Genomic DNA, 22,038 nt, shown 5'->3' on the forward strand with positions numbered 1-22,038 from the left:
AAATCCATTTACTATAAATGACTTATATTATATAATCCAATGAAATGATAGATAAGGAGTGTAGTATATGAATAAAAAAACTATCTTCTATTTATTAACTTGTATACTACTTATAGCTAGTACTACTTATATAATATGTAACAAAAGAGAACAAGTGCCACCTATATTAGTATGGGACGAACAAGAATACTATGTTACGAATGAACCTGCCAAAGTAGAAGAAGTTGGGCAAAAACTTGGCGAAGTAACAAAGAAAATTAAAACAAGTAGAAAACCTACTAAAAATAGTGAATCTAATACATTACAAGAGAAAACAGAAGTATTCATAATGATTGAGGAAGAAAAAAGTGATTACCCGCCTTTAATCATAAAGGAAGCTTATAGTGATGAATATAGGGTAGTGAGACCGATGTTGAAGCAAGTATTATGATGAAAAGGGGATTCATATGCAGACAGTAACTTTGTATCCGTGGTCGTTAAGAAAAATATTTGTCTTTTTCCTCCTATCGGTGCCGCTTACATTTTGATGAATAGAGGAGCAATACAAAAGAGAGATTACATTTTATATTTATTATTTACTGATATTAATATATCACTTTGGTTATTGCTTATGATTTTTGATTGGAGTATGTGGATGGTGGCGGGTAGTAGGGAGCAGAAAATGTGGTTCATTTGTGCTACGGATATAGATTGATAGAAGAGGGACCTTGTAGGAATGCTGCAAGGTCCTTTATCTTTTGGGAATTAATAGGAAACGAATCATATAAATGCTATACTAAAAAATGTTTGTAATGTAAGTTTCATAATATTGTATGATGCTGACTTACTAGAAAAGATAAGAGGAGAATGAGTGTGCAAAAGATAAAGAGATTATTGCTATTAATGATGGTAGTAGGATTAACAGCAGGTGTTTTAGCAGGGTGTGCAAATCCGAAAGATACTACAGAAGAATTTTTAACAGCGATACAAAAAGGTGATGTAGAAAAAGCTCGTACATTTGTTGAGAGTGACAAGGAATTTAATAAACTAAATGAAAAAACAGATGATGCTGAGGCAAAAGCAATGCTAAGTGCAATTACAAAGAACTTTAAATTTGAAAAGCTAGAAGAAGTATCGAAAAAGGATGACAAAGCAGAAGTGAAAGTGAAAATTACATCTGCTGATCTATCCGTTGCTGTAACAAAAGCAGTGGGAGAAGTTGTGCCAATGGCCTTCGCTAGCGCATTTAGTGAAGACAAAGAACAATCTGAAAAAGCAATCGAAAAAACAATGACCTCAACTATCATCAAAAACTTAACAGATAAAGATGCAGCAATGGCAACTCGCGAAGTTACATTGAACTTAAAGAAAGACAAAGATGGCGACTATAAAATCGTTGCTGACGATAACTTGAAAGAAGTATTGTTTGCCAATGCGAAGTCTTTGGAGAAGATGTTTGGTGGGAAGTAATTGAATGAGATAAAAAAGAGACGCCATATCACGTAGAAGGTTGATATGGTGTCTCTTTTTCATATGACCCCGGAGAGGCTCGAACTCACGACCTCCACCCTGTCAAGGTGGCGCTCTCCCTGCTGAGCTACGGGATCCCAACTATAAATATTACGACCAGCAATGTGTTTTCATTCGTGTAATCGGAGGATTTATATAATTTGTTGAATATTGTAACATTTGACGTATTCTTATAATAGCAACAAACTTCAATAGTGTAAAGATGTAATTTTCTGAATATTATTATTCCAATTTGTATATAAAAAATAAGCCCAGAAGAGCTTATTTCAATAATAATAATATCACCGCAATTATCAATGATATCATCAAAAATACAAGTATAAATAATGGAGCTCGTTCATGAGCTATCTTCCTGTAAGTGTCATTGAAGCTGTATAAATTGTATCTACAGAACCGTCAGCATTTGTAATTTTAACTTTGTAACGATATTCCCCGTTTTCTGGAAGTTGTCCCCCAAAACCAGTTGTATTGTAAAATTCTTCGTTTGTTCCAGCTGGTAATTCGGAGCCAAAATTGAAGTCAGTTTCATAGTAACCCCAGCCACTTGCCCATTTCTTTTCAATAGTTACACGATAGCGCACATCTTCAGCTCTATCATTTGTGATTTTTGCAATCATATTTTGGCCGTAGCTGTACTCTGTAGCGTGTAATTGAATTGTGAAGCCATTCAACGTTTCGCTAGGACCACAAATATAACGACAGAACTCGCTTGCTCCGTCAGCATGTGCCTTTGGTGTATCAATGTTCATAGCTGTTAAACCGCCTAAAGCTAAAGCTCCTGTTAATAATACTTTACCAAATGTTTTCACTTGAAATTCCCCCTAAGTATATTCTCAATTCGTTCGATAGATATCATATTAATCTAATGGAACGTTTTTTCCTTAAGTGTATTCGCTATGAATCTTTCATCTTGTAGTAATCTAATCACAAGATAAAATTTCATAGTTTTGATTCTATATATGTATCATGATTTACATAGAACAAATCTGTTAATACGCTTTGGTTATTTACTTATTCCACCACTTATTATTACCTTTTATTGGTAAAATGTTGGTTTTATTATATAACATTATTATCTATTTACAAGAGAAAATAATACTGTATGCAAAAATGCATAATAAAAAACACTGCTTGTATTCTAGATTACAGATTAAATGGAGTGTTGGGTTTCAATTAATATTTGAGTGGAACTTAATGCTAATTTTTTATGCTTAACAGTATGCATATATCATCGTTTATTAAAGTCATAATTGATAAACCTTGTTCAGGGGACGCTCTTCCTGCTGAGTTAGAGAATCTTCAAAAGGGAAAGTATAAGCGATTATGCTAGTAATGTATGAAGGAATAATGATGAGAAGCGAATTTAGTAGAAAGTAGTCTTTGGATGTAGTGGTTATATTATTTACGATACCAATCCAAAGGACCTTCAGCACTCAAATCAACAAGAAAAGGGAGTAAGAAATGTAAAGGTAAGCTTATAAGTTCTGGCATAGCGTTCACCGTTTTCTTTGATAGATATTGTCTCATAAAACAATACGGACAATCCTTTTCAAATGTCACGAGTATTGCCCATACATCTTTTATTGTCCACTTCGTTTTACAATACGTACAACGCGTCATGAGGTTCCTCCTCATTTTAAGTTTTCTTCTAGTATACTCCATTCCATTGTAAGAAAGTCATTTGTATTTGGTGTGGTAAAATGTAAGTTATTTTATTTTTATGTGAATCTATTTAGTCATTTATGATCAATTACATATCATTTGATATTTTTGCAGAATGATAGATTTTCAGTTTCAATATGCCAATTGGCCAATATATCCTTTTTACAATTTACTGAAAATCATGTATAACAGAGATACATGATTATTTTATCTCGCTATTTGCAGGCAGTAAGATCCCTTACCTCGAAATTCAGCAAAAGTAAAGAAGTTAGGTTGGAGTCTGGATGGCCGTAAAAGTCCGATTGGTGAGGGTTGATGAAAGTTTCACTTTATAAATATTTAGAAGTAGAGGGAGAAAAGTTGTAATGGTAAGAAAAACGTTCAAGATGCGTGTGTCTAAAAATAGAACGATTTCGATTAATGGATCGATTCTTGATGTGGATGTTACACATGATGAATTTTTACAAGAGTTTGTTGAGTGGGTTGATTCTAAAGGTTGGTCGTTTATGGGAATAACAGATGAGATTACGCCCGAGGAAGCTAGTCAAAAGTTAATAGATTCGTTGATTGATGAGAAGGATAAGAAAGAGTAATTCCTTCTTATTTTTATTGTATATTTATGTTCTTCATCGTAAAAGTATGATATAGTAAAAAATAGTGAAAATTCTTCCAATATAATACAAATTACATATGATTGGTAGATTTATTATTTTGTTAAGGAGTAAATGGAAAAGGGAGAGTCATATGGTAAATTTTAAGAAAATTTTGGTTTTTATTACAGTTATTTGTTCGTTTTTTTTGACACCTATGACATTGCGTGCTGAGACGAATATTGGAGTAAATCCAGAACAAGTTGCACCACCACCTGTGGAAGGACCGAATGTTTTTAGTCAGTTTGCAACGACAATTGATGCAAAAACAGGAGATGTTTTGTATGACAAAAACGCATATCACCGCGCATTTCCTGCTAGTACGACGAAGGTGTTAACAGCGATTTTACTCATGGAGCATACAAAGCCAGAGGATCAATTTACATTTTCACAATTAGCATTAGATCAAGAGAAGAGTAATTATCAAATTGAGTTTCAACCTGGAGAGACAATTAATAGAAATACTGCGCTTATGATTTTAATGGTGCTGAGTGCGAATGATGTGTCGTATGCGATTGCGGAGCGGATTGGCGGGAGTGTTGAGAATTTCGCTAATATGATGAATGAGAAAGCGAAGCAATTGGGGGCGAAAGATAGCCACTTTGTAACACCGAATGGATTGCATGATCCGAACCATTATACGACGCCGTATGATATGGCTATGATTACGAAGGGTGTGCAAAAGTATCCTGGAATTTTACAAGCGATGAATACGAAAAGAACGACAGTTACGACGTCTAGGCAGACGGTGTCTATTTTTAATAAATCTAATTTTTTTGAAAATCCATATAGCATTGGCGGTAAGACAGGGTTTACGAATGAAGCACGTAATACACTTGTTTTATTAAATGAGAAAGATGGAAATCGTATTATAAGCGTAGTAATGGCTTCTCAAAGACCTGAAATTTATGAAGATTTGAAGCAGATGGCGGAATATTCTTTCGGTCAATTTACGAAGCAAATGGTGCTTGATAAACATAATTGGCATCAAAAAACAACATATTTAAATAAAAATGTTAATTCTGAGTTGGAACAAAGTGCGGAGCTTATGCTTAAGAAAGATGAAGGGAAAAATGTGAAAACTATTTTCCGGGCGGCTTCATTAGATAAAGAATCTTTATATCATAAAGGAATACATCGTGGTGAGGTAGTTGGTGCAGTTGATATTACGAAAAATAATCAAACAATTGCGACGGTAAATGTTCTTTCAACAGAAGATGTCACTTTTACGATGCCTAAAAAAGATACAACTATGCCTGAAGTAAAAGACTCAAATGTGAAAGTAATAAGTGTTGGGATAGGTGCGATTGTATTATTTGGAGCAATTTTATATGTAGTGTTGCGCCGAAATACAAAAGGAATGAAATCAGAAGGTAAATAAATTACTAATAAAAAGACTGTGTAAAATTTTGGCACAGTCTTTTTTCTATACTTAAAATAACTAATAATTGTAAATTTTCTTATTGCAATAACTTAAAGTTCGTTATATCATTTACTTGTGTTCTTGTTAAAGAACAAAGTGGATATTGCATACTTCAAATAATATAAAACAACGGAGAGGGAGAGAGACGATGAAATTAATATGGAAGATAATTAGCAACGCGATCTCATTTGTTTTATTTGCATTGATGGTTTTTTTAGCTTTTGTAGTTATTTCTTCAAAAGCAAGCGGTGGTGATCCGACAGTGATGGGATATCAATTTAAGAGCGTTCTTTCAGGATCAATGGAGCCGACGTTTTTAACAGGATCAATCATTGCAATAGAACCAAACAAAGATGGTTCTAAATATCAAAAAGGTGATGTTATTACCTTTAAAGAGAAAGATCAAAAAATTATCACTCACCGTATTATCGGTGTGAAAGATACAAATGGAAAAGTAATTTATGAAACAAAAGGGGATAACAACAACGGACCAGATTTAGAGCCAGTACTTGCAGAAAATGTAGTTGGAAAGTATGCAGATATTACAGTTCCGTATGTTGGTTATTTACTGAATTATGCGAATTCAAAAGCGGGAGCAGCATTACTTCTTATTATTCCAGGAGTCTTTTTACTTGGTTATTCCGCGATTTCTATTTTTGGTGCTATTCGTAGCATTGACGGAGAAAAGAAAGATAAAAAAGTAGAACAATCCGTCTAGTTCGTTTGGTTATACTTTCCGTTTAGGAAGTTAACAAATATATATTAAGGGGATATGGACATGACTTTAAAGAAAAAATTAGGAATGGGTATTACATCAGCGGTATTAGGAGCAGCTTTAGTTGGTGGAGGAACATTTGCATTTTTCAGTGATAAAGAAGTGTCAAACAATACATTTGCGGCTGGAACACTGGATTTAGCATTAAATCCATCAACGGTTGTTAACGTATCGAATTTAAAACCTGGGGATACAATTGAAAAAGAATTTAAACTAGAAAATAAAGGCTCTTTAAATATTAAAAAGGTTCTACTGAAAACAGATTATAATGTAGAAGATGTAAAGAAAGATAATAAAGATGATTTTGGTAAACATATTAAAGTAACATTCTTAAAAAATGTAGATAAACATGAGACAATTGTGAAACAAACTACTTTAGATAAATTAAAAGGTGACACACTTACAGCTGTAGATAATGATTTATCGGCTTGGTTCTGGGATGAAAAAGGTATTTCAGCAGGTAAATCCGATAAATTCAAAGTGAAATTTGAGTTCGTTGATAATGGAAAAGATCAAAATCAATTCCAAGGTGATAAGTTACAATTAAATTGGACGTTTGATGCACAACAAACAGCAGGTGAAGAAAGATAATAATAAAAAGGGCTATCACATGGATAGCCCTTTTTCTATTTTTCTAGTATTTGTCTATCAATTTTAATAGTTCTTTACTATAATATAGGTAATGTTCTGTATAAAGAACGTAACGTTCGATGGGAGAGATTAAGATGCTGAAAAGACCGCGTAATTTTAAAAAGATGCTTATATTGCCGTGTATGTGTTCTATTACGTTTTATTTAGGATCTCAAATTATGACGCATACAGAAGCGGCGTTCATTCATGAAACGAAAGTAGAAGCGACGCTTTCTACAGCAATTATATTTCCGAAAACAGTTAATACGTTAAAAGAGCAATCTGAAAAACATAAACAGTTTATTGAGCGTGAGTATGGAACGATGAAGGGGAAATCGAAAGCAACTTCTATTGAAGAAATAAAACAGGCGATTTCTGTATGGCAACAAGGGCGTGAGAAAATTGTTGCTGAGAAGGAAGCCCTGCAAAATGTATATACTGAAATAGAAGCTCCTTACAATCAAATACAAGAAGAATTAAAGGTAAATAAAGATGAGTCGATGCAGCAAGTGTCCATATATGTAAATGAAGGCTTCCGCAGTATCAAAGAGAAGCGTGACTATATTGAGAAAGAAATTAGCTTGAAAGCTATTGATGAGCAAATCCAGGCTCTTCAGCAACAATTAAACGTTGCAATTGAAGCGGAAGGACAAAAGAAAGCCGAAGAACAAAAGAAAGCCGAAGAACAAAAGAAAATAGAAGAACAAAAGAAAGTAGAGGAACAAAAGAAAGTAGAAGAACAAAAGCAAGTAGAGGAACAAAAGAAAGTAGAAGAACAGAAGAAAGTAGAAGAACAAAAGAAAGTAGAAGAACAGAAGAAAGTAGAAGAGCAAAAGAAAGTGGAAGAACAGAAGAAAGTAGAAGAGCAAAAGAAAGTGGAAGAACAGAAAAAAGTAGAAGAGCAAAAGAAATTGGAAGAACAGAAAAAGCTAGAAGAGCAGAAGAAAGCGGAGTAACTGCTTTAGTGAAACAGCCAGAAAATAAGAATGTGGTGTAAGAGAGAGCGAACGAATAAGCAAGACTAGTAATATTTATACGAGTGTGAGGGAACGTTAGCCCTCACCTCTTTGTTTTTCTTTTTTCTTATAGTATTAAATGATTTGAGTGTGAAAAAAGTTATAAATTATCATTATTTTTTCTGAAAAGTCTAAATAATATTGAGAAATAAAAATAACTGAAAATATTAATAAATATGTGTTGTGTTTATATAGGTTTGTTCGTTATAATGAACATAAGGTTTTTAAAAAAGAACACATATTGGCTAAGCTAATATAGTTTTCTTTACATCTCTTATTGAAAAATAAGTGATAAAAATATAAAAAAAGCTAGGGGGAATTGATTGTGAGTCTGAAAAAGAAATTAGGTATGGGAGTTGCATCAGCAGCATTGGGGTTAGCTTTAATTGGTGGAGGAACATTTGCATTCTTTAGTGATAAAGAAGTATCAAACAATACATTTGCAGCTGGGACGTTAGACCTTACATTAAACCCTAAGACGCTTGTAGATATTAAAGATTTAAAACCAGGGGATTCTGTTAAGAAAGAGTTCTTATTACAAAACAGCGGTTCGTTAACTATTAAAGACGTTAAATTAGCAACAAAGTATACTGTTAAAGATGCAAAAGGTGATAATGCAGGTGAAGACTTTGGTAAGCACGTTAAAGTAAAATTCCTTTGGAACTGGGACAAACAAAGTGAGCCTGTATACGAAACAACTTTAGCAGACTTACAAAAAGCTGATCCAGATCTTTTAGCTAAAGACATCTTCGCTCCTGAGTGGGGAGAAAAAGGTGGATTAGAAGCTGGTACAGAGGATTATCTATGGGTACAATTTGAATTTGTAGATGATGGAAAAGACCAAAATATCTTCCAAGGTGATACATTGAATTTAGAATGGACATTCAATGCTAACCAAGAAGCTGGGGAAGAAAGATAATAAAAAAGGCGGGTATCCCCCGCTTTTTTTTATAAAGAAAAAGAAGTGCTGGTTGTAAGCACTTCTTTCTATTATTATTTTTGATTTTGCTTCCACTTTGTAAATTCAAGAAATTCACGAAATTGTTCTTTGGAGACACCAGAGTTCATTGCATCTTTAACGAGTTGTGTCCATTCGGAGTCTAGGTTAGTTTCCTTTGTTGTTTCATCATGAAGTAAAGTATCAACTGGAATTTGTAGAACTGCTGCGATCTTTTCAAGAAACTGAATGGAAGGGTTTTTTTGTAAATTTCGTTCTATAGAACTAATGTAAGATTTAGCAACGCCAGCTTTTTCGGCAAGTTCAGTTAATGAAATACCTTTTTGTAAACGAAGGCGTTTTATACGTTCTCCAATCATATTTGCGCACCTTTCTATCAATATGTAGTTGTCTTATGATGTCATTATTATAACATAAACTTCGTTAAAAAGAACAAACCTATTGAGCCTGACTGGATGGCTTCATACGTTGGAAAAATTGCTCGATGTCTTGCATGGCGATACCAGCATCTAGAGCTTCAAGTATTAAATCAATCCATTCTTGATCCAGTGCGTCTGTCTTATCTTTGTACAAATGTAATTCCTCCCTAATTATCGGTCATAATTGCTGCTACAGAATACATGATAATGCAATCGGATTTTGTGTTTTATATAGTGAATTATCAAATATTGTGTAGATGAAACAAAGATAAAATCCCCATTAAACTCCCTCTATGGAAATTATAAATTGTTCGATAAAAACTTTCAATATTTTCAGAAAACATTGTTGAATTGTGATATATTCGTATGCTAACTATGAAATTTTTACAAATATATTAAAAATATTACATAATATGACTAAATATTGAAAAAATATTGAATTTTTAATAAAATTCAATTTGTAATACATATTATTTATTAGGGGAGGAAATATGGGATGAACAAGAAACCGTTCAAAGTTTTGTCATCAATCGCTTTAACAGCTGTATTAGGCCTTTCATTCGGAGCTGGCACTCAATCTGCATATGCTGAAACGCCTGCGAATAAAACAGCTACGAGCCCAGTTGATGATCACTTAATTCCGGAAGAACGTTTAGCAGATGCGCTAAAAAAACGTGGGGTAATTGATTCGTCAGCTTCAGAGAAAGAAACAAAGAAAGCTGTCGAAAAGTATGTAGAGAACAAAAAGGGTGAAAATCCTGGGAAAGAAGTACCGAATGGGGATCAACTTACGAAAGAAGCATCTGACTTTTTAAAGAAAGTGAAAGATGCGAAAGCAGACACGAAAGAAAAATTAGATAACCCTGCAACAGGAACACCTGCAGCCACAGGACCAGTTAAAGGCGGATTAAATGGTAAAGTACCAACATCTCCAGCAAAGCAAAAAGCGTATAACGGTGATGTGCGTAAAGATAAAGTACTCGTTTTACTTGTAGAGTACGCTGACTTTAAACATAACAATATTGATAAAGAGCCTGGCTATATGTATTCGGAAGACTTTAATAAAGAACACTATGAAAAAATGTTATTCGGTGACGAGCCATTCACGTTAGATGATGGAAGTAAAATTGAAACATTTAAACAATATTATGAAGAGCAATCTGGTGGTAGTTACACTGTAGATGGAACAGTTACAAAATGGTTAACAGTTCCTGGTAAAGCTGCTGATTACGGTGCGGATGCTGCTAGCGGTGGTCATGATAATAAAGGACCAAAAGGACCACGTGATTTAGTAAAAGATGCATTAAAAGCAGCTGTAGATAGCGGTCTTGATCTATCAGAGTTTGATCAATTTGATCAATATGATGTAAATGGTGATGGAAATAAAAATCAACCAGACGGTTTAATTGATCACTTAATGATTATTCATGCAGGTGTTGGACAAGAAGCAGGTGGTGGTAAGTTAGGTGATGATGCAATTTGGTCACATCGCTGGACAGTTGGACCAAAACCATTTGCAATTGAAGGTACACAAGCGAAAGTTCCATATTGGGGTGGAAAGATGGCAGCGTTCGACTACACAATTGAACCAGAAGATGGGGCTGTTGGTGTATTCGCACATGAATATGGTCATGATTTAGGTTTACCAGATGAGTATGATACACAATATAGCGGAGATGGTGAACCAGTTCAAGCTTGGTCTATTATGAGTGGCGGAAGCTGGGCAGGTAAAATTGCTGGAACCACGCCAACAAGTTTTTCACCACAAAATAAAGAGTTTTTCCAAAAAACAATCGGTGGTAATTGGGCAAATATCGTAGAAGTAGATTATGAGAAATTAAATAAAGGTATCGGCCTAGCAACATATTTAGACCAAAGTGTTACGAAATCTAACCGTCCGGGTATGATTCGTGTTAACTTACCAGATAAAGATATAAAAACAATTGAGCCGGCATTCGGAAAACAGTATTACTACAGCACAAAAGGTGATGATCTTCATACGAAGATGGAAACACCGCTGTTCGATTTAACAAATGCAACGACTGCAAAATTTGACTTCAAATCATTATATGAAATTGAAGCAGAGTATGACTTCCTTGAAGTACACGCTGTAACAGAAGATGGTCAACAAACGTTAATTGAAAGACTTGGTGAGAAAGCTAATAGTGGAAATGCAGATTCGACAAATGGCAAATGGATTGACAAATCATATGATTTAAGCCAATTCAAAGGTAAGAAAGTAAAATTAACATTTGATTACATTACTGATGGTGGTTTAGCATTAAATGGTTTCCTACTTGATAATGCTTCATTAACAGTAGATGGTAACGTAGTATTCTCTGATGATGCAGAAGGTACATCACAATTCAAATTAGATGGTTTTGCTGTTTCTAACGGAACAGAGAAGAAGAGCCATAACTATTATGTTGAGTGGAGAAACTATGCTGGTTCAGATAACGCGTTAAAATTTGCTCGTGGTCCAGAGTATAACAGTGGTATGGTCGTATGGTATGCAGATTCAGCTTACACAGATAACTGGGTAGGTGTACATCCAGGACACGGATTCCTAGGTGTAGTTGATTCTCATCCAGAAGCAATTGTAGGAACTTTAAATGGTAAACCGACAGTGGAAAGTAGTACACGATTCCAAATCGCTGATGCGGCGTTCTCATTCGATAAAACGCCAGCTTGGAAAGTTGTATCTCCAACGCGTGGAACGTATACGTATGATGGTTTAGCGGGTGTACCGAAGTTTGATGATTCTAAAACGTATATTAATCAACAGATTCCAGATGCAGGACGTATTTTACCGAAGCTTGGTCTGAAGTTTGAAGTAGTAGGACAAGCTGATGATAATTCTGCAGGTGCTGTTCGTTTATATCGTTAATACTGTGAAACTACCGAGAGATTTTCTTTCGGTAGTTTTTTTGTGAGCAATGAATTTTATATAGCTGAAAAAGTCATATATAATGTAACTTTAAGAATAGAAATTTGTTATATATGAAGTCTATATAAATAATGAAAGAATTGGATAAAAATAGTGGGAGAAGGTGAGTGAATGAGTATTTCCTCTATTGTAAGTAGGCAAAAGGAATATTTTTTAAAAGGTCATACGAGAAGCATCGAAATGAGAAAGAATAATTTGAAGAAGCTTTATGAAGGCATTCAGCATTTTGAAGAAGAAATATTTCAGGCATTGAAATTAGATTTAAATAAGTCAGTTCACGAGTCGTTTACAACGGAAGTTGGATATGTATTAAAAGAAATTTCCTTTCAATTGAAACATATGTCATCGTGGAGTAAACCGAAGCGAGTTCGAACAGCACTGACTCATTTTGGATCAAAAGGAAAAGTAGTGCCAGAACCGTATGGTGTGACGCTTATTATTGCACCGTGGAACTATCCTTTTCAATTAGCAATTGCACCACTTGTAGGAGCATTGGCAGCTGGAAATACAATCGTTTTAAAGCCGTCAGAGTTAACGCCAAGCGTTTCAAAAGTGCTTAAGAGAATGCTAGATGAATTATTTCCAGAAGAGCTTGTAGCGGTAGTAGAAGGTGGCGTTGAAGAGAGTACATCTTTGCTGAAGGAACCGTTTGATTATATTTTCTTTACTGGTAGTGTTAGCGTTGGAAAAGTTGTAATGGAAGCAGCGGCGAAACAGTTGACACCGCTCACTTTAGAACTTGGCGGGAAAAGTCCTTGTATTGTACATAAAGATGCAAAGATAGAGATGACAGCAAGAAGAATTGTTTGGGGTAAGTTTTTAAATGCAGGGCAGACGTGTGTAGCGCCTGATTATATGTACGTGCATTCTTCCGTGAAAGAAAAGCTAATTGAGGCACTGCGACATGAAATTACAGCGCAGTATAGTAAAGAACCTTTGAAAAATGAAAATTATGTGCGTATTGTAAGTGAGCGTCATTTTGAACGATTATGTGGATTTTTACAAGATGGTCAAGTCGTAATTGGTGGAAACTATGAGAAAGATACATTACATATTGAACCGACAGTGCTAGCGGATATTACATGGCAAGATGCTGTTATGGAAGATGAAATTTTTGGTCCGATTTTACCAATCATAGAGTACGACAATATAGAAGATGTAATTGGCACAATCCAGCAACATCCGAAGCCGTTAGCGTTATATGTATTTTCTGAAGATAAAGAAGTACAAAAGAAAGTGACGAGTAATATTTCATATGGTGGAGGCTGTATTAATGATGTTGTCTATCATCTTGTCACGCCATATTTACCTTTTGGGGGTGTTGGAAGTAGTGGATTAGGGGGTTATCATGGGAAAGAAAGTTTTCGGACTTTTTCACATTATAAAAGCATTTTAGCCCAATCTACAGCATTCGACATGAAAATTCGTTACTCTTCTACAAAAAGTGCTTTAAAATTCATACGAAAGTTGTTAAAATGATGATGGTGTTTATCAGTAGGCGTAGCCGTATGATAAAAGCCCCTTCGCAATGGAAGGGGTTTTTCTGTTCGACGTTATGTATCATGCGAAAATGAATCAAACATACTACATAAAGAATAGAAACGAACGCTTGCTAAATAACCATTTTTGTTTGGATCGAAACAAAAAATAGTCTATAGAACATAAATATTTATTCATGAATATAAAAATTTAAAATTTAAGGTAGATAGGACGGGAAAATGAAAAAGATTATTAAAGTTGAAGCAGTTGAAAAACATTTTGGAAATCAAGTGATTATCCCACCTCTTTCTTTAGATATTAAAGAGGGAGAGTTTTTAACAATTTTAGGGCCGAGTGGCTGCGGGAAAACGACTTTACTTCGTATGATCGCAGGATTTGAAACTCCAACTAAAGGGAATCTTTTATTAGATGATGAAAGAATTAACGATTTGCCGCCATATAAACGTCATATGAACCTAGTGTTCCAACATTACGCACTATTCCCACATATGACAGTAGAGAAGAATATTTGTTTTGGTATGAAAATGCAGAAAGTATCAGCAGCAGAGCAGAAAGAGCGTGCTGAAGAGGCAATGCGTTTAACGCAGTTACTTGAGTTCCGTAATCGTAAACCTGCGAAGCTTTCTGGTGGACAACAGCAGCGTGTTGCAATTGCAAGAGCGATTGTAAATAATCCGCGTGTATTACTATTAGATGAGCCACTTGGAGCGCTTGACTTTAAGTTACGAAAAGACTTGCAACGTGAATTGAAAAACTTACAACGTAATTTAGGAATTACGTTCATATACGTAACGCACGATCAAGAAGAAGCAATGAGCATGAGCGATCGTATCGTCGTTATGAATAAAGGACATATCGAACAAATCGGAACACCGAAAGAAATTTATAATAAGCCAAAAACATTGTTCGTTGCGACATTCATCGGTGAAAATAATATTGTGAAAAACGGGGAAGGCTATGTAGCAATTCGCCCTGAAAATGTAAAAGTACGTTCGGTTGAAGAACCAATTTTAAAAGAATACCATCTTGGACATATTGAAGATATTGAGTTTGTCGGAAATATGGAGAAGCTTTATGTACGTGATGAGAAAACATCAGAATTACTAATGGCATATCAAACTGCTGAAGAGGCAGCGCAGTGGGGCATTGGAGATAATGTATATGTAGGCTGGGAGCAAGAGGACGAGGTGACCTTAAATTGAAAAAAGGGAAATTACTCGCACTACCTACAGTCGCGTGGCTGTTAATTTTCTTCCTAATCCCGCTCATATTCGTATTAGGATTCGCCTTCATGCAGCGCGGAGCTTACGGGACAGTAGAAATGCAATTTACGCTGGAGAATATATCCCGTGTGTTTGACCCATTGTACTTAGGAACGTTATGGGAAACTGTTAAAATCGCAGTTATTACGACAGTAATATGTTTATTAATTGGTTATCCGTTTGCTTATACAATTACAATTGTTGACCGCAAATACCGCTCTATTCTTTTATTATTGGCAACGATCCCGTTTTGGATTAACTTTCTTGTTCGTTCATACGCATGGATTGTTATTTTACGTTCACAAGGTCTTGTGAATACGTTGTTATTAAAGCTTGGCATTATTAGTGAACCGTTAAATTTATTATATAATACTCCTTCTGTAATACTCGGAATGGTCTATTCTTTATTACCATTTATGATTTTACCAGTGTATGCAGCAATTGAGCAGCTGGATAAGCGTAAGCTAGAAGCGGCTTATGATTTAGGAGCAACACCAATAAAGGCATTTTGGAATATAACAGTGCCGATGACGATGTCAGGAATTGCGACTGGTTCTATTTTAGTATTCGTTTCTTCTATCGGAATGTTTGTTGTATCAGACGTGATGGGCGGATCGAAAGTAGCATTAATCGGAAACGTTATTCAAAACCAATTCTTAGGTGCACGTGACTGGCCGTTTGGATCTGCGTTATCGATTATCGTTGTTCTATTCTCTGTTCTGTTAATTTACTTATATTATCGTGCAACGAAAGTATATAAATATAATGAGAACGGAGGCGAATAGGCAAAGATGAAGAAGTTTTTAGTTTCTTATTCTTGGTTAATTTTGTTATTCTTGTATTTTCCAATGATGGTTTTAATGGTCTATTCTTTCAACGACTCTCGCATTAATGCGGAGTGGGAAGGTTTTACATTCCATTGGTATACAGATTTATTTCAAAAACAAGATGTTATTGATGCATTTGTAAATAGTATTACGATTGCAGTTATAACAACGATTGTGACAACGGTACTTGGTGTATTCTTTGCAATTGCTTTACATCGTTATAAATATCGTTTCGAAGGGGCTATTAATGGCCTTGTATATTTACCAATTTTAATTCCGGATATTTTAATGGGATTATCTTTACTAATTCTTTTCAGTCAGTTAGGAATGGAACTTGGACAAACAACGATTATTATTGCACATATTACATTTAGTATTTCGTTTGTTGTTGTTATTTTAGCTGCGCGTCTTTCAAGTATGGGACGTGACTTGGAAGAAGCTGCAAATGATTTAGGAGCAACCCCTTGGCAAACGTTTCGTTATGTAACGTTCCCAGCAATTGCACCGGGAGTTATTTCAGCAGCATTATTAACATTCACATTATCAATTGATGATTTTGTAATTAGTTTCTTCGTATCAGGACCAGGATCAACAACATTGCCACTATACATTTACAGTATGGTTAAGCGCGGAGTATCACCAGAAATTAATGCTCTTTCTACAATTTTAATTGTTGCTATCGTAGGATTAATGGTTCTATCTGAAATCTTCCGGAACAAAGGTGCAGATGGTGAAGAAAACTCTGGAGGACACCTTCCTTTATAATACGAACGATATAGAAAGTACAAGGGGGTAATAAATCGATGAAATTAATGAAAAGAATAGCTGGCGCAGCAATTAGCTTTAGCCTTGTTGCTGGTGTGCTTGCTGGTTGTGGTGAAAAGAAAGAAGAATTAAATATTTATAGCTGGGCTGACAATTTTGATGAGCAAGTGCTAAAAGATTTTGAAAAAAAGTATAATGTGAAAATTAACTATGACAAGTACGCAAGTAATGAAGAAATGCTTGCAAAATTACAAGCTGGTGGTGCAAAGTATGACTTAATCCAGCCGTCTGATTACATGGTTAAAACAATGGCGAAAATGGACTTATTAGCGCCGTTAGATAAAAAGAATATCCCAAATATCGAAAACATGGTTTCTAATTTCAAAACACCTGCGTTTGATCCAGAGAATAAATATTCTTTAGTGTACACTTGGGGTGTAACAGGGATTGCATACAATAAAAAGTATGTGAAAGAAGCACCTACAAGCTGGGCTGACTTATGGAATGAGAAATATAAAGGACGTGTAACGTTACTAAACGATTCTCGTGAAGTATTAGGAATGGGTCTTAAGAAGCACGGGTTCTCAAACAGTACGAAAGACGATGCACAATTAAAGACAGCAGCAGATGATTTAAAGAAGCTGCTTCCAAACTTATTAGCATTTGATACAGATAACATTAAACAAAAATTCATTACAGAAGATGCTTGGATTGGAACAGTTTGGTCTGGAGATGCAGCATTTATCGCAAAAGATAATAAAGATGTAGAATATGTTGTACCAAAAGAAGGCGGCACAATTTGGGCTGATACGTTAGCAATTCCAAAAGGTGCAAAACATAAAGAGCTTGCTGAGAAATTTATGAACTACTTACTAGATGAAAAAGTAAGTGTGAAAAACTACGAGTCAATTGGTTACAGTAATCCAAATGAAAAAGCTCATCCTCTTCATAGTAAAGAATACCGTGATAATCACATGATCTTCTTAACGAAAGAAGAGTTAGATCGTACAGAATGGCTTGTTGATGTGGACGATAAGTTAAAAGATTATGATCGTTACTGGACAGAGCTAAAAACAAAAGGTAAATAAGTAAGGAAATGCGGTTTCTAAAGTAGAAATCGCATTTTTTCATAGTAGGAGGAAATCGTTTGAAGAAGTTACATCAGTATGAGGTAATGTGTATCGGTTTGTTATTTGCTGTATTTGGTATTGTTGCTTGGCGCGTACATGCAGGTGGCGTTACAGTGATGGATACATATGTCCGTGGATTAGTAAGAGGGCTGCAAACGGAAAGTTCTCTTACATTTTTCTCGTACTTTACAAAATTGGGATCAGCAATTGGGATAGTCGCTACGCTCGTTATAAGTTTGCTTGTTTTTTGGAAGAAGCGTTATTATGCTGCGATGATTGTATATCCAATGGGAATTTTAATAACACATCTTGTGAATAAAGGGATAAAAGAGATTGTAAAGAGAGAACGTCCGTCATTAAATGAAGCGCTAGATGCACTTGGATATAGTTTTCCTAGTGGACATGCAATGCTATCGATTATGACATTTGGATTTCTTACTTATATCATTGCTGCTAATTTGAAAAGCGTAGCTGGGAAATGTGTCACAATAATTTTGATGGGTATAGTAATTCTATCGATTGGATTAAGTAGAGTCATTTTAAATGTACATTACCCAACTGATATTTTAGCTGGTTACTGCGTAGGTGGTATTTTGTTAATTATCGCGATTTACTACCATCGTTTACTTACTGAGAGATTAGGGCTTAATAAAGAGAGATAGAAAAACGTCTGGAAAAACTATCATTATAGTTTTTCCAGACGTTTTTTGTTTATATCAAGATGTGATACAGTATAAGTGACAATTGAATCATTTAAAGTAGGTGAAAATGTGTGAAGACAAATGTACATAAAGTTGATAAGTGGGGGAAGTTAGGAGCCTTTTTGTATCAGTCTCGTTATACAGTAATTGTAGCGCTACTGTTGCTCGCAATCGCACTTGGGATTTTTGCTCCAAAGCTACCGGGAGTATTAGGTGGCGATGGTTTCCAAACGGAAGGCGACTATCAAAAAACAAAAGAAATTTTAGATAAAGATTTTAAGAAGTCTCAAGATACGCTTCTGCTCGTTTTTGAGAAAAATAAAGATGTTTCGCATGAGGAATTTAAAAAACGAATAGATGAAATTGTAAAGAATGTTCAAGAGAAAGAGAACTATGAATCTTTCCATCACCCAATCCAAAATAAAGAAATGCTACAAGATGACATCGGTTATGCGACAATTTTATTTTCCGGGAAAACAAATAAAGAAAGAATGGAAAAGACATTACAATTTGCTGATGAGATTGAGAAAGAAAGTAATGTAGCATTAAAATTAACACCTACAGGATTTCCGAAAATTAATCAAGAGATTAATGAAAGAACGCAAAATGATTTAAAAGTAGCAGAAATGATTGGATTACCAATTGCGTTTCTTGTATTACTATTTTCGTTTGGGAGTCTTTTGGCATCAATTTTACCGATTTTGAATGGGGCGCTTAGTGTTATTAGTACGATGGGGATATTGTATTTCATTGGTGTTGATAAAGAACTATCTATTTTCGTGTTAAACGTTGCACCGATGATTGGACTTGCATTATCTATTGATTTTGCGCTATTATTTGTGAACCGTTTTCGAGAGGAAGTTGCTAAACGAACGGTAAAAGAAGCGATAGCAATTACATATCAAACGGCAGGACGTGCGATTGTATTTTCAGGATTATGTGTATTTGTTGGGTTATCCGGTTTGTTTTTCTTTAAGATAGATTATATTCAATCTGTAGCGATTAGCGGAATGATTGTTGTCATTATGAGCATTTTATTCTCACTCACACTTCTTCCAGCACTATTATCGTTAATAGGTAAAAGAATATTAAAAAAGAATCAAGTAGCACATACGCCGGCAAAAGCATGGCGTAAATTTGCACAATTTGTGATGAAACATCCAATTGCAATGATTATTGTTGTTACAACATTTATTGTTATTTGCTTATTACCGTTACGTACAGCTAATTTGCAGTTCCCTGGTGTTGAAGCTTTACCTGAAAAGAGTGATACAAGAATTGCATATGAAAAGTATGAAGAAGCATTTAATGAAACTGTCAAAACACACGCTGATGTTACGTTAGTTGTAGAGACGAAAAAAGATATGAAAGAAAAAGAAAGTCTACAAAAGATAGAAGAAGTCGTTCAAAAGTTAAAAGATGATAAGAAAGTACATGAAGTAAGAAGTTTATACGACGGGTTAACTGGAATGAAAGTAGATCAAGTTGTTGGAATATTACAGTCGCCAGAATCAGCGAAACTAACTCCTGTATTTGAAGCATACACGCAAGGGAATAAGACGACGATAGAAATCTTTTTGAAAACAAAACCACGTACAGAGACTGCAAAACAGTGGGTGCGTGACTTTAAAAAGAACTATAAAGAAACGGATGTTACTTATTATCTAGGCGGAATGACGACATTTCAACAAGAATTAGAAGATGAAATTAAAGATAAAGTAGTAATTGGTATGTCTGTTATATTTGGATCGACCTTTGTTATATTATTATTTGCATTCCGATCTATACTCATTCCAATTAAGGCAATTGTTATGAATATACTTAGTTTAAGTGCAACTATTGGAATTGTTGTTTGGTTATTTGAAGGTGGTCATTTCGGTTTAGAAACGAGTACGGTTCTGTTTGTCTTACCAATCTTCATTTTTGGCCTCGTATTTGGGCTTAGTATGGATTATGAAGTATTTCTTATTTCACGTATTCATGAGCTCTATGAAGAAACAGGAGATAACGATCAAGCAACGTTAGAAGGGCTCGTTTCAACAAGTAGAATCATTACATCAGCTGCTTTAATAATGATTGTTGTAACTGGTGCATTCGCATTTACTGATATTTTACCAGTAAAGCAGATGGGTCTTGGCGTTGCGTTAGCAATATTTCTTGATGCAACAATTATTCGTCTTATGCTCGTACCAAGCTTAATGAAGTTATTTGGAGACTGGAACTGGTGGTTACCATTTCGAAAAAAACGAGAAAAATCATTGTAAAAAATGCTCATCATATTGATGAGCATTTTTTATGAATAGCAAAGCCTACATTTTGCAAATAGTATGTGATAAGAACATTACATAATAAGTAGGTGAAGGCAATGTTTCGTTATTTTAAGTTTAAGTTAAATGATACAGTACAGTTTGCCGAGAACGATGGGCATATGTATCGCATTGTCGGTTATCGGTTAGAAAAAGGATTTTATCCAAAAGATGAATGGACTCATATCATTTATGAACTACTTAGAGAATTTGACGGGTATACGATGGATGCAGAAGAGGAAGAACTTGTAAAGGTCGTTCAAGTAGAGGATGAGTATTACAAAATACAAGAAGTATCAGGTTATCGCTATCCAGTAAAAATGAAACAAAAACAACAAGTGATGAAAATAGAAAAGATGGACGATTTATTAGATGCTTACAATGATTATAAAAGGTTGGCGGATTTCTTTAAGGATTTATCATATGAACAAAAAGCTGAAGAAGTATTGTTAGAAATGAAAAGACTTAGAGCTTGAGGGGCAGTCTATTATAAGACTGTCCTCTATTTTTGACGGTGCATCAAAGTGTGTTTTCCGTTACAATGAGAGAATCAATAGAAATAAGGTGATAAACAGTATGGAAACAAAGAAAAAGGGCGAATGGTGTGAAATTACCGTTCCAGCTAAATGGAATGGTATAAGTATTGAATCGGTATTAAAAGTAGAATGGGAAATACCGAAAAAGCTATTACATCAGCTTCGTATGGAAAAAGGTGTTACGGTTAACGGGGAACAAAGAAGATGGAATGAGCTTTTAAAAGAGAACGATAAGTTACAAGTCCATATGTTTGCGGAGGAAGAGTACGGTGTAGATCCAGAATATGGTGAATTACATGTAGTATACGAAGATGATCACGTACTTATCGTAAATAAACCAGAGCAAATGGACACACACCCTGCTGAAAAAGGTGGAACCGGGACGCTTGCAAATCTTGTTGCTTTTCATTTTCAAATGCAAGGTTTAGAGACGAGGGTGCGTCATATTCATCGTTTAGATAAAGATACGACAGGTGGTGTCGTGTTTGCTAAGCATAGAATTGCTGGTGCAATTATGGATCGTCTATTAATGGAAAGAAAAATTAAAAGAACGTATGCTGCGCTCGTTGAAGGGAAAGTAAAGAAGAAACAAGGAAAGATTGATGCTGCTATCGGAAGGGATCGCCATCATGCTACAAGGCGTCGTATTTCTCCAAAAGGTGACCAAGCTATCACATATTATAAAGTAGAAAAGTATTTTAAGAAGCAAAACACGACTTTCGTAACGTTACAATTAGAAACGGGTAGAACACATCAAATTCGTGTTCATATGAGTCATAATGGTAATCCACTAGTTGGGGATGTATTATATGGTGGACAAACAAAATATATGTCCAGTCAAGCATTACATGCGATGAAGATAAATTTCTTGCATCCAATTACGAAAGAAGCGATTGAAGTTGATGTGCCGTTTCCTGCAAAGTTAAATAATAAAATAAAAGAATTTCAAAAAGAAAATGCGTAAAGTATAAGTTTTAACTTGAAAAAAGTAGATTTTTGCAGGGATTTCTCTACAAGAAGCG

22 protein-coding genes, 1 tRNA gene and 1 pseudogene are annotated in these 22,038 nt (G+C 34.9%); 19 read left to right on the forward strand and 5 right to left on the reverse strand.

Going from position 1 to position 22,038, the window contains the following annotated elements:
• Positions 1-67 precede the first annotated feature (67 nt).
• The 3 genes and pseudogenes from F3I02_RS14760 (at position 68) to F3I02_RS14765 (ending at position 1,449) form a co-directional block, all read left to right on the forward strand.
• Positions 68-430: a hypothetical protein gene (locus F3I02_RS14760; protein ID WP_001036573.1), complete on the forward strand. Its 363-nt coding sequence runs from the start codon at positions 68-70 to the stop codon at positions 428-430.
• Positions 431-446: 16 nt separating this feature from the next.
• Positions 447-694: pseudogene (locus F3I02_RS33930) on the forward strand (hypothetical protein).
• 158 nt (positions 695-852) lie between these two features.
• The gene (locus F3I02_RS14765) at positions 853-1,449 is read left to right on the forward strand and encodes a DUF4878 domain-containing protein (RefSeq protein WP_001169497.1); all 597 of its coding nucleotides are present in this window, start codon (positions 853-855) and stop codon (positions 1,447-1,449) included.
• Between the two features lie 64 nt (positions 1,450-1,513).
• Here F3I02_RS14765 and F3I02_RS14770 read toward each other — a convergent pair.
• The 3 genes from F3I02_RS14770 to F3I02_RS14780 all read right to left on the reverse strand — a co-directional run bounded on the left by F3I02_RS14770 (position 1,514) and on the right by F3I02_RS14780 (position 3,129).
• Positions 1,514-1,586, reverse strand: a tRNA-Val gene (locus F3I02_RS14770).
• 267 nt (positions 1,587-1,853) lie between these two features.
• A complete protein-coding gene (locus F3I02_RS14775) occupies positions 1,854-2,318 on the reverse strand; it encodes a hypothetical protein (protein WP_000846650.1) in 465 nt (154 codons plus the stop codon).
• A 589-nt stretch (positions 2,319-2,907) separates the two neighbouring features.
• Entirely contained in the window at positions 2,908-3,129 is a 222-nt protein-coding gene (locus F3I02_RS14780; RefSeq protein WP_000196288.1) for a hypothetical protein, read from the reverse strand.
• Between the two features lie 407 nt (positions 3,130-3,536).
• Between F3I02_RS14780 and F3I02_RS14785 the strand changes: the two genes are divergently transcribed.
• The 6 genes from F3I02_RS14785 (at position 3,537) to calY (ending at position 8,584) form a co-directional block, all read left to right on the forward strand.
• Positions 3,537-3,764 carry a hypothetical protein gene (locus F3I02_RS14785; protein ID WP_000251856.1) on the forward strand — a complete coding sequence of 76 codons (228 nt, stop codon included), beginning with the start codon at positions 3,537-3,539 and terminating at the stop codon, positions 3,762-3,764.
• Positions 3,765-3,915: 151 nt separating this feature from the next.
• Entirely contained in the window at positions 3,916-5,202 is a 1,287-nt protein-coding gene (locus tag F3I02_RS14790; protein WP_196478101.1) for a D-alanyl-D-alanine carboxypeptidase family protein, read from the forward strand.
• A 190-nt stretch (positions 5,203-5,392) separates the two neighbouring features.
• Entirely contained in the window at positions 5,393-5,962 is a 570-nt protein-coding gene (gene sipW, locus F3I02_RS14795) for a signal peptidase I SipW (RefSeq protein WP_000767791.1), read from the forward strand.
• A 60-nt stretch (positions 5,963-6,022) separates the two neighbouring features.
• Positions 6,023-6,610 (forward strand): CalY family protein, encoded by a 588-nt coding sequence (locus F3I02_RS14800; RefSeq protein ID WP_000172854.1) that lies wholly within the window; start codon positions 6,023-6,025, stop codon positions 6,608-6,610.
• A 134-nt stretch (positions 6,611-6,744) separates the two neighbouring features.
• A complete protein-coding gene (locus F3I02_RS14805) occupies positions 6,745-7,605 on the forward strand; it encodes a DUF4047 domain-containing protein (RefSeq protein WP_196478102.1) in 861 nt (286 codons plus the stop codon).
• A gap of 385 nt (positions 7,606-7,990) precedes the next feature.
• Positions 7,991-8,584 carry a biofilm matrix protein CalY gene (calY, locus tag F3I02_RS14810; RefSeq protein ID WP_000053710.1) on the forward strand — a complete coding sequence of 198 codons (594 nt, stop codon included), beginning with the start codon at positions 7,991-7,993 and terminating at the stop codon, positions 8,582-8,584.
• A 74-nt stretch (positions 8,585-8,658) separates the two neighbouring features.
• Here calY and F3I02_RS14815 read toward each other — a convergent pair whose 3' ends face one another.
• Positions 8,659-8,982: a helix-turn-helix domain-containing protein gene (locus F3I02_RS14815; protein WP_000578885.1), complete on the reverse strand. Its 324-nt coding sequence runs from the start codon at positions 8,980-8,982 to the stop codon at positions 8,659-8,661.
• A 79-nt stretch (positions 8,983-9,061) separates the two neighbouring features.
• Positions 9,062-9,196: an anti-repressor SinI family protein gene (locus F3I02_RS14820; protein WP_000276219.1), complete on the reverse strand. Its 135-nt coding sequence runs from the start codon at positions 9,194-9,196 to the stop codon at positions 9,062-9,064.
• 342 nt (positions 9,197-9,538) lie between these two features.
• Between F3I02_RS14820 and inhA1 the strand changes: the two genes are divergently transcribed.
• From inhA1 to F3I02_RS14870, 10 genes are all read left to right on the forward strand, one after another.
• Positions 9,539-11,929, forward strand: coding sequence for a M6 family metalloprotease immune inhibitor InhA1 (gene inhA1 / locus F3I02_RS14825; RefSeq protein WP_001035934.1), 2,391 nt, complete (start codon positions 9,539-9,541; stop codon positions 11,927-11,929).
• A 171-nt stretch (positions 11,930-12,100) separates the two neighbouring features.
• The gene (locus F3I02_RS14830; protein WP_196478103.1) at positions 12,101-13,468 is read left to right on the forward strand and encodes an aldehyde dehydrogenase; all 1,368 of its coding nucleotides are present in this window, start codon (positions 12,101-12,103) and stop codon (positions 13,466-13,468) included.
• 239 nt (positions 13,469-13,707) lie between these two features.
• The gene (gene potA / locus F3I02_RS14835) at positions 13,708-14,691 is read left to right on the forward strand and encodes a spermidine/putrescine ABC transporter ATP-binding protein PotA (RefSeq protein WP_098505587.1); all 984 of its coding nucleotides are present in this window, start codon (positions 13,708-13,710) and stop codon (positions 14,689-14,691) included.
• Positions 14,688-15,536, forward strand: coding sequence for a spermidine/putrescine ABC transporter permease PotB (gene potB, locus F3I02_RS14840; protein WP_000715490.1), 849 nt, complete (start codon positions 14,688-14,690; stop codon positions 15,534-15,536). The genes potA and potB overlap by 4 nt, the downstream gene beginning before the upstream one ends.
• A gap of 6 nt (positions 15,537-15,542) precedes the next feature.
• A complete protein-coding gene (potC, locus tag F3I02_RS14845; RefSeq protein WP_000714192.1) occupies positions 15,543-16,343 on the forward strand; it encodes a spermidine/putrescine ABC transporter permease PotC in 801 nt (266 codons plus the stop codon).
• A 38-nt stretch (positions 16,344-16,381) separates the two neighbouring features.
• A complete protein-coding gene (gene potD / locus F3I02_RS14850; protein ID WP_000772487.1) occupies positions 16,382-17,431 on the forward strand; it encodes a spermidine/putrescine ABC transporter substrate-binding protein PotD in 1,050 nt (349 codons plus the stop codon).
• A gap of 86 nt (positions 17,432-17,517) precedes the next feature.
• Complete coding sequence (locus tag F3I02_RS14855) at positions 17,518-18,135, forward strand: phosphatase PAP2 family protein (RefSeq protein WP_003300478.1); 618 nt, start codon at positions 17,518-17,520, stop codon at positions 18,133-18,135.
• Positions 18,136-18,245: 110 nt separating this feature from the next.
• Positions 18,246-20,438 carry an MMPL family transporter gene (locus F3I02_RS14860; protein ID WP_196478104.1) on the forward strand — a complete coding sequence of 731 codons (2,193 nt, stop codon included), beginning with the start codon at positions 18,246-18,248 and terminating at the stop codon, positions 20,436-20,438.
• A gap of 101 nt (positions 20,439-20,539) precedes the next feature.
• Positions 20,540-20,956 carry a hypothetical protein gene (locus F3I02_RS14865; RefSeq protein ID WP_000490301.1) on the forward strand — a complete coding sequence of 139 codons (417 nt, stop codon included), beginning with the start codon at positions 20,540-20,542 and terminating at the stop codon, positions 20,954-20,956.
• 100 nt (positions 20,957-21,056) lie between these two features.
• Positions 21,057-21,980, forward strand: coding sequence for an RluA family pseudouridine synthase (locus F3I02_RS14870; RefSeq protein WP_000448352.1), 924 nt, complete (start codon positions 21,057-21,059; stop codon positions 21,978-21,980).
• Positions 21,981-22,038 lie beyond the last annotated feature (58 nt).

Source organism: Bacillus sp. SRB3LM (genome assembly GCF_015712745.1).
In the GTDB taxonomy this organism is placed as follows: domain Bacteria; phylum Bacillota; class Bacilli; order Bacillales; family Bacillaceae_G; genus Bacillus_A; species Bacillus_A thuringiensis_K.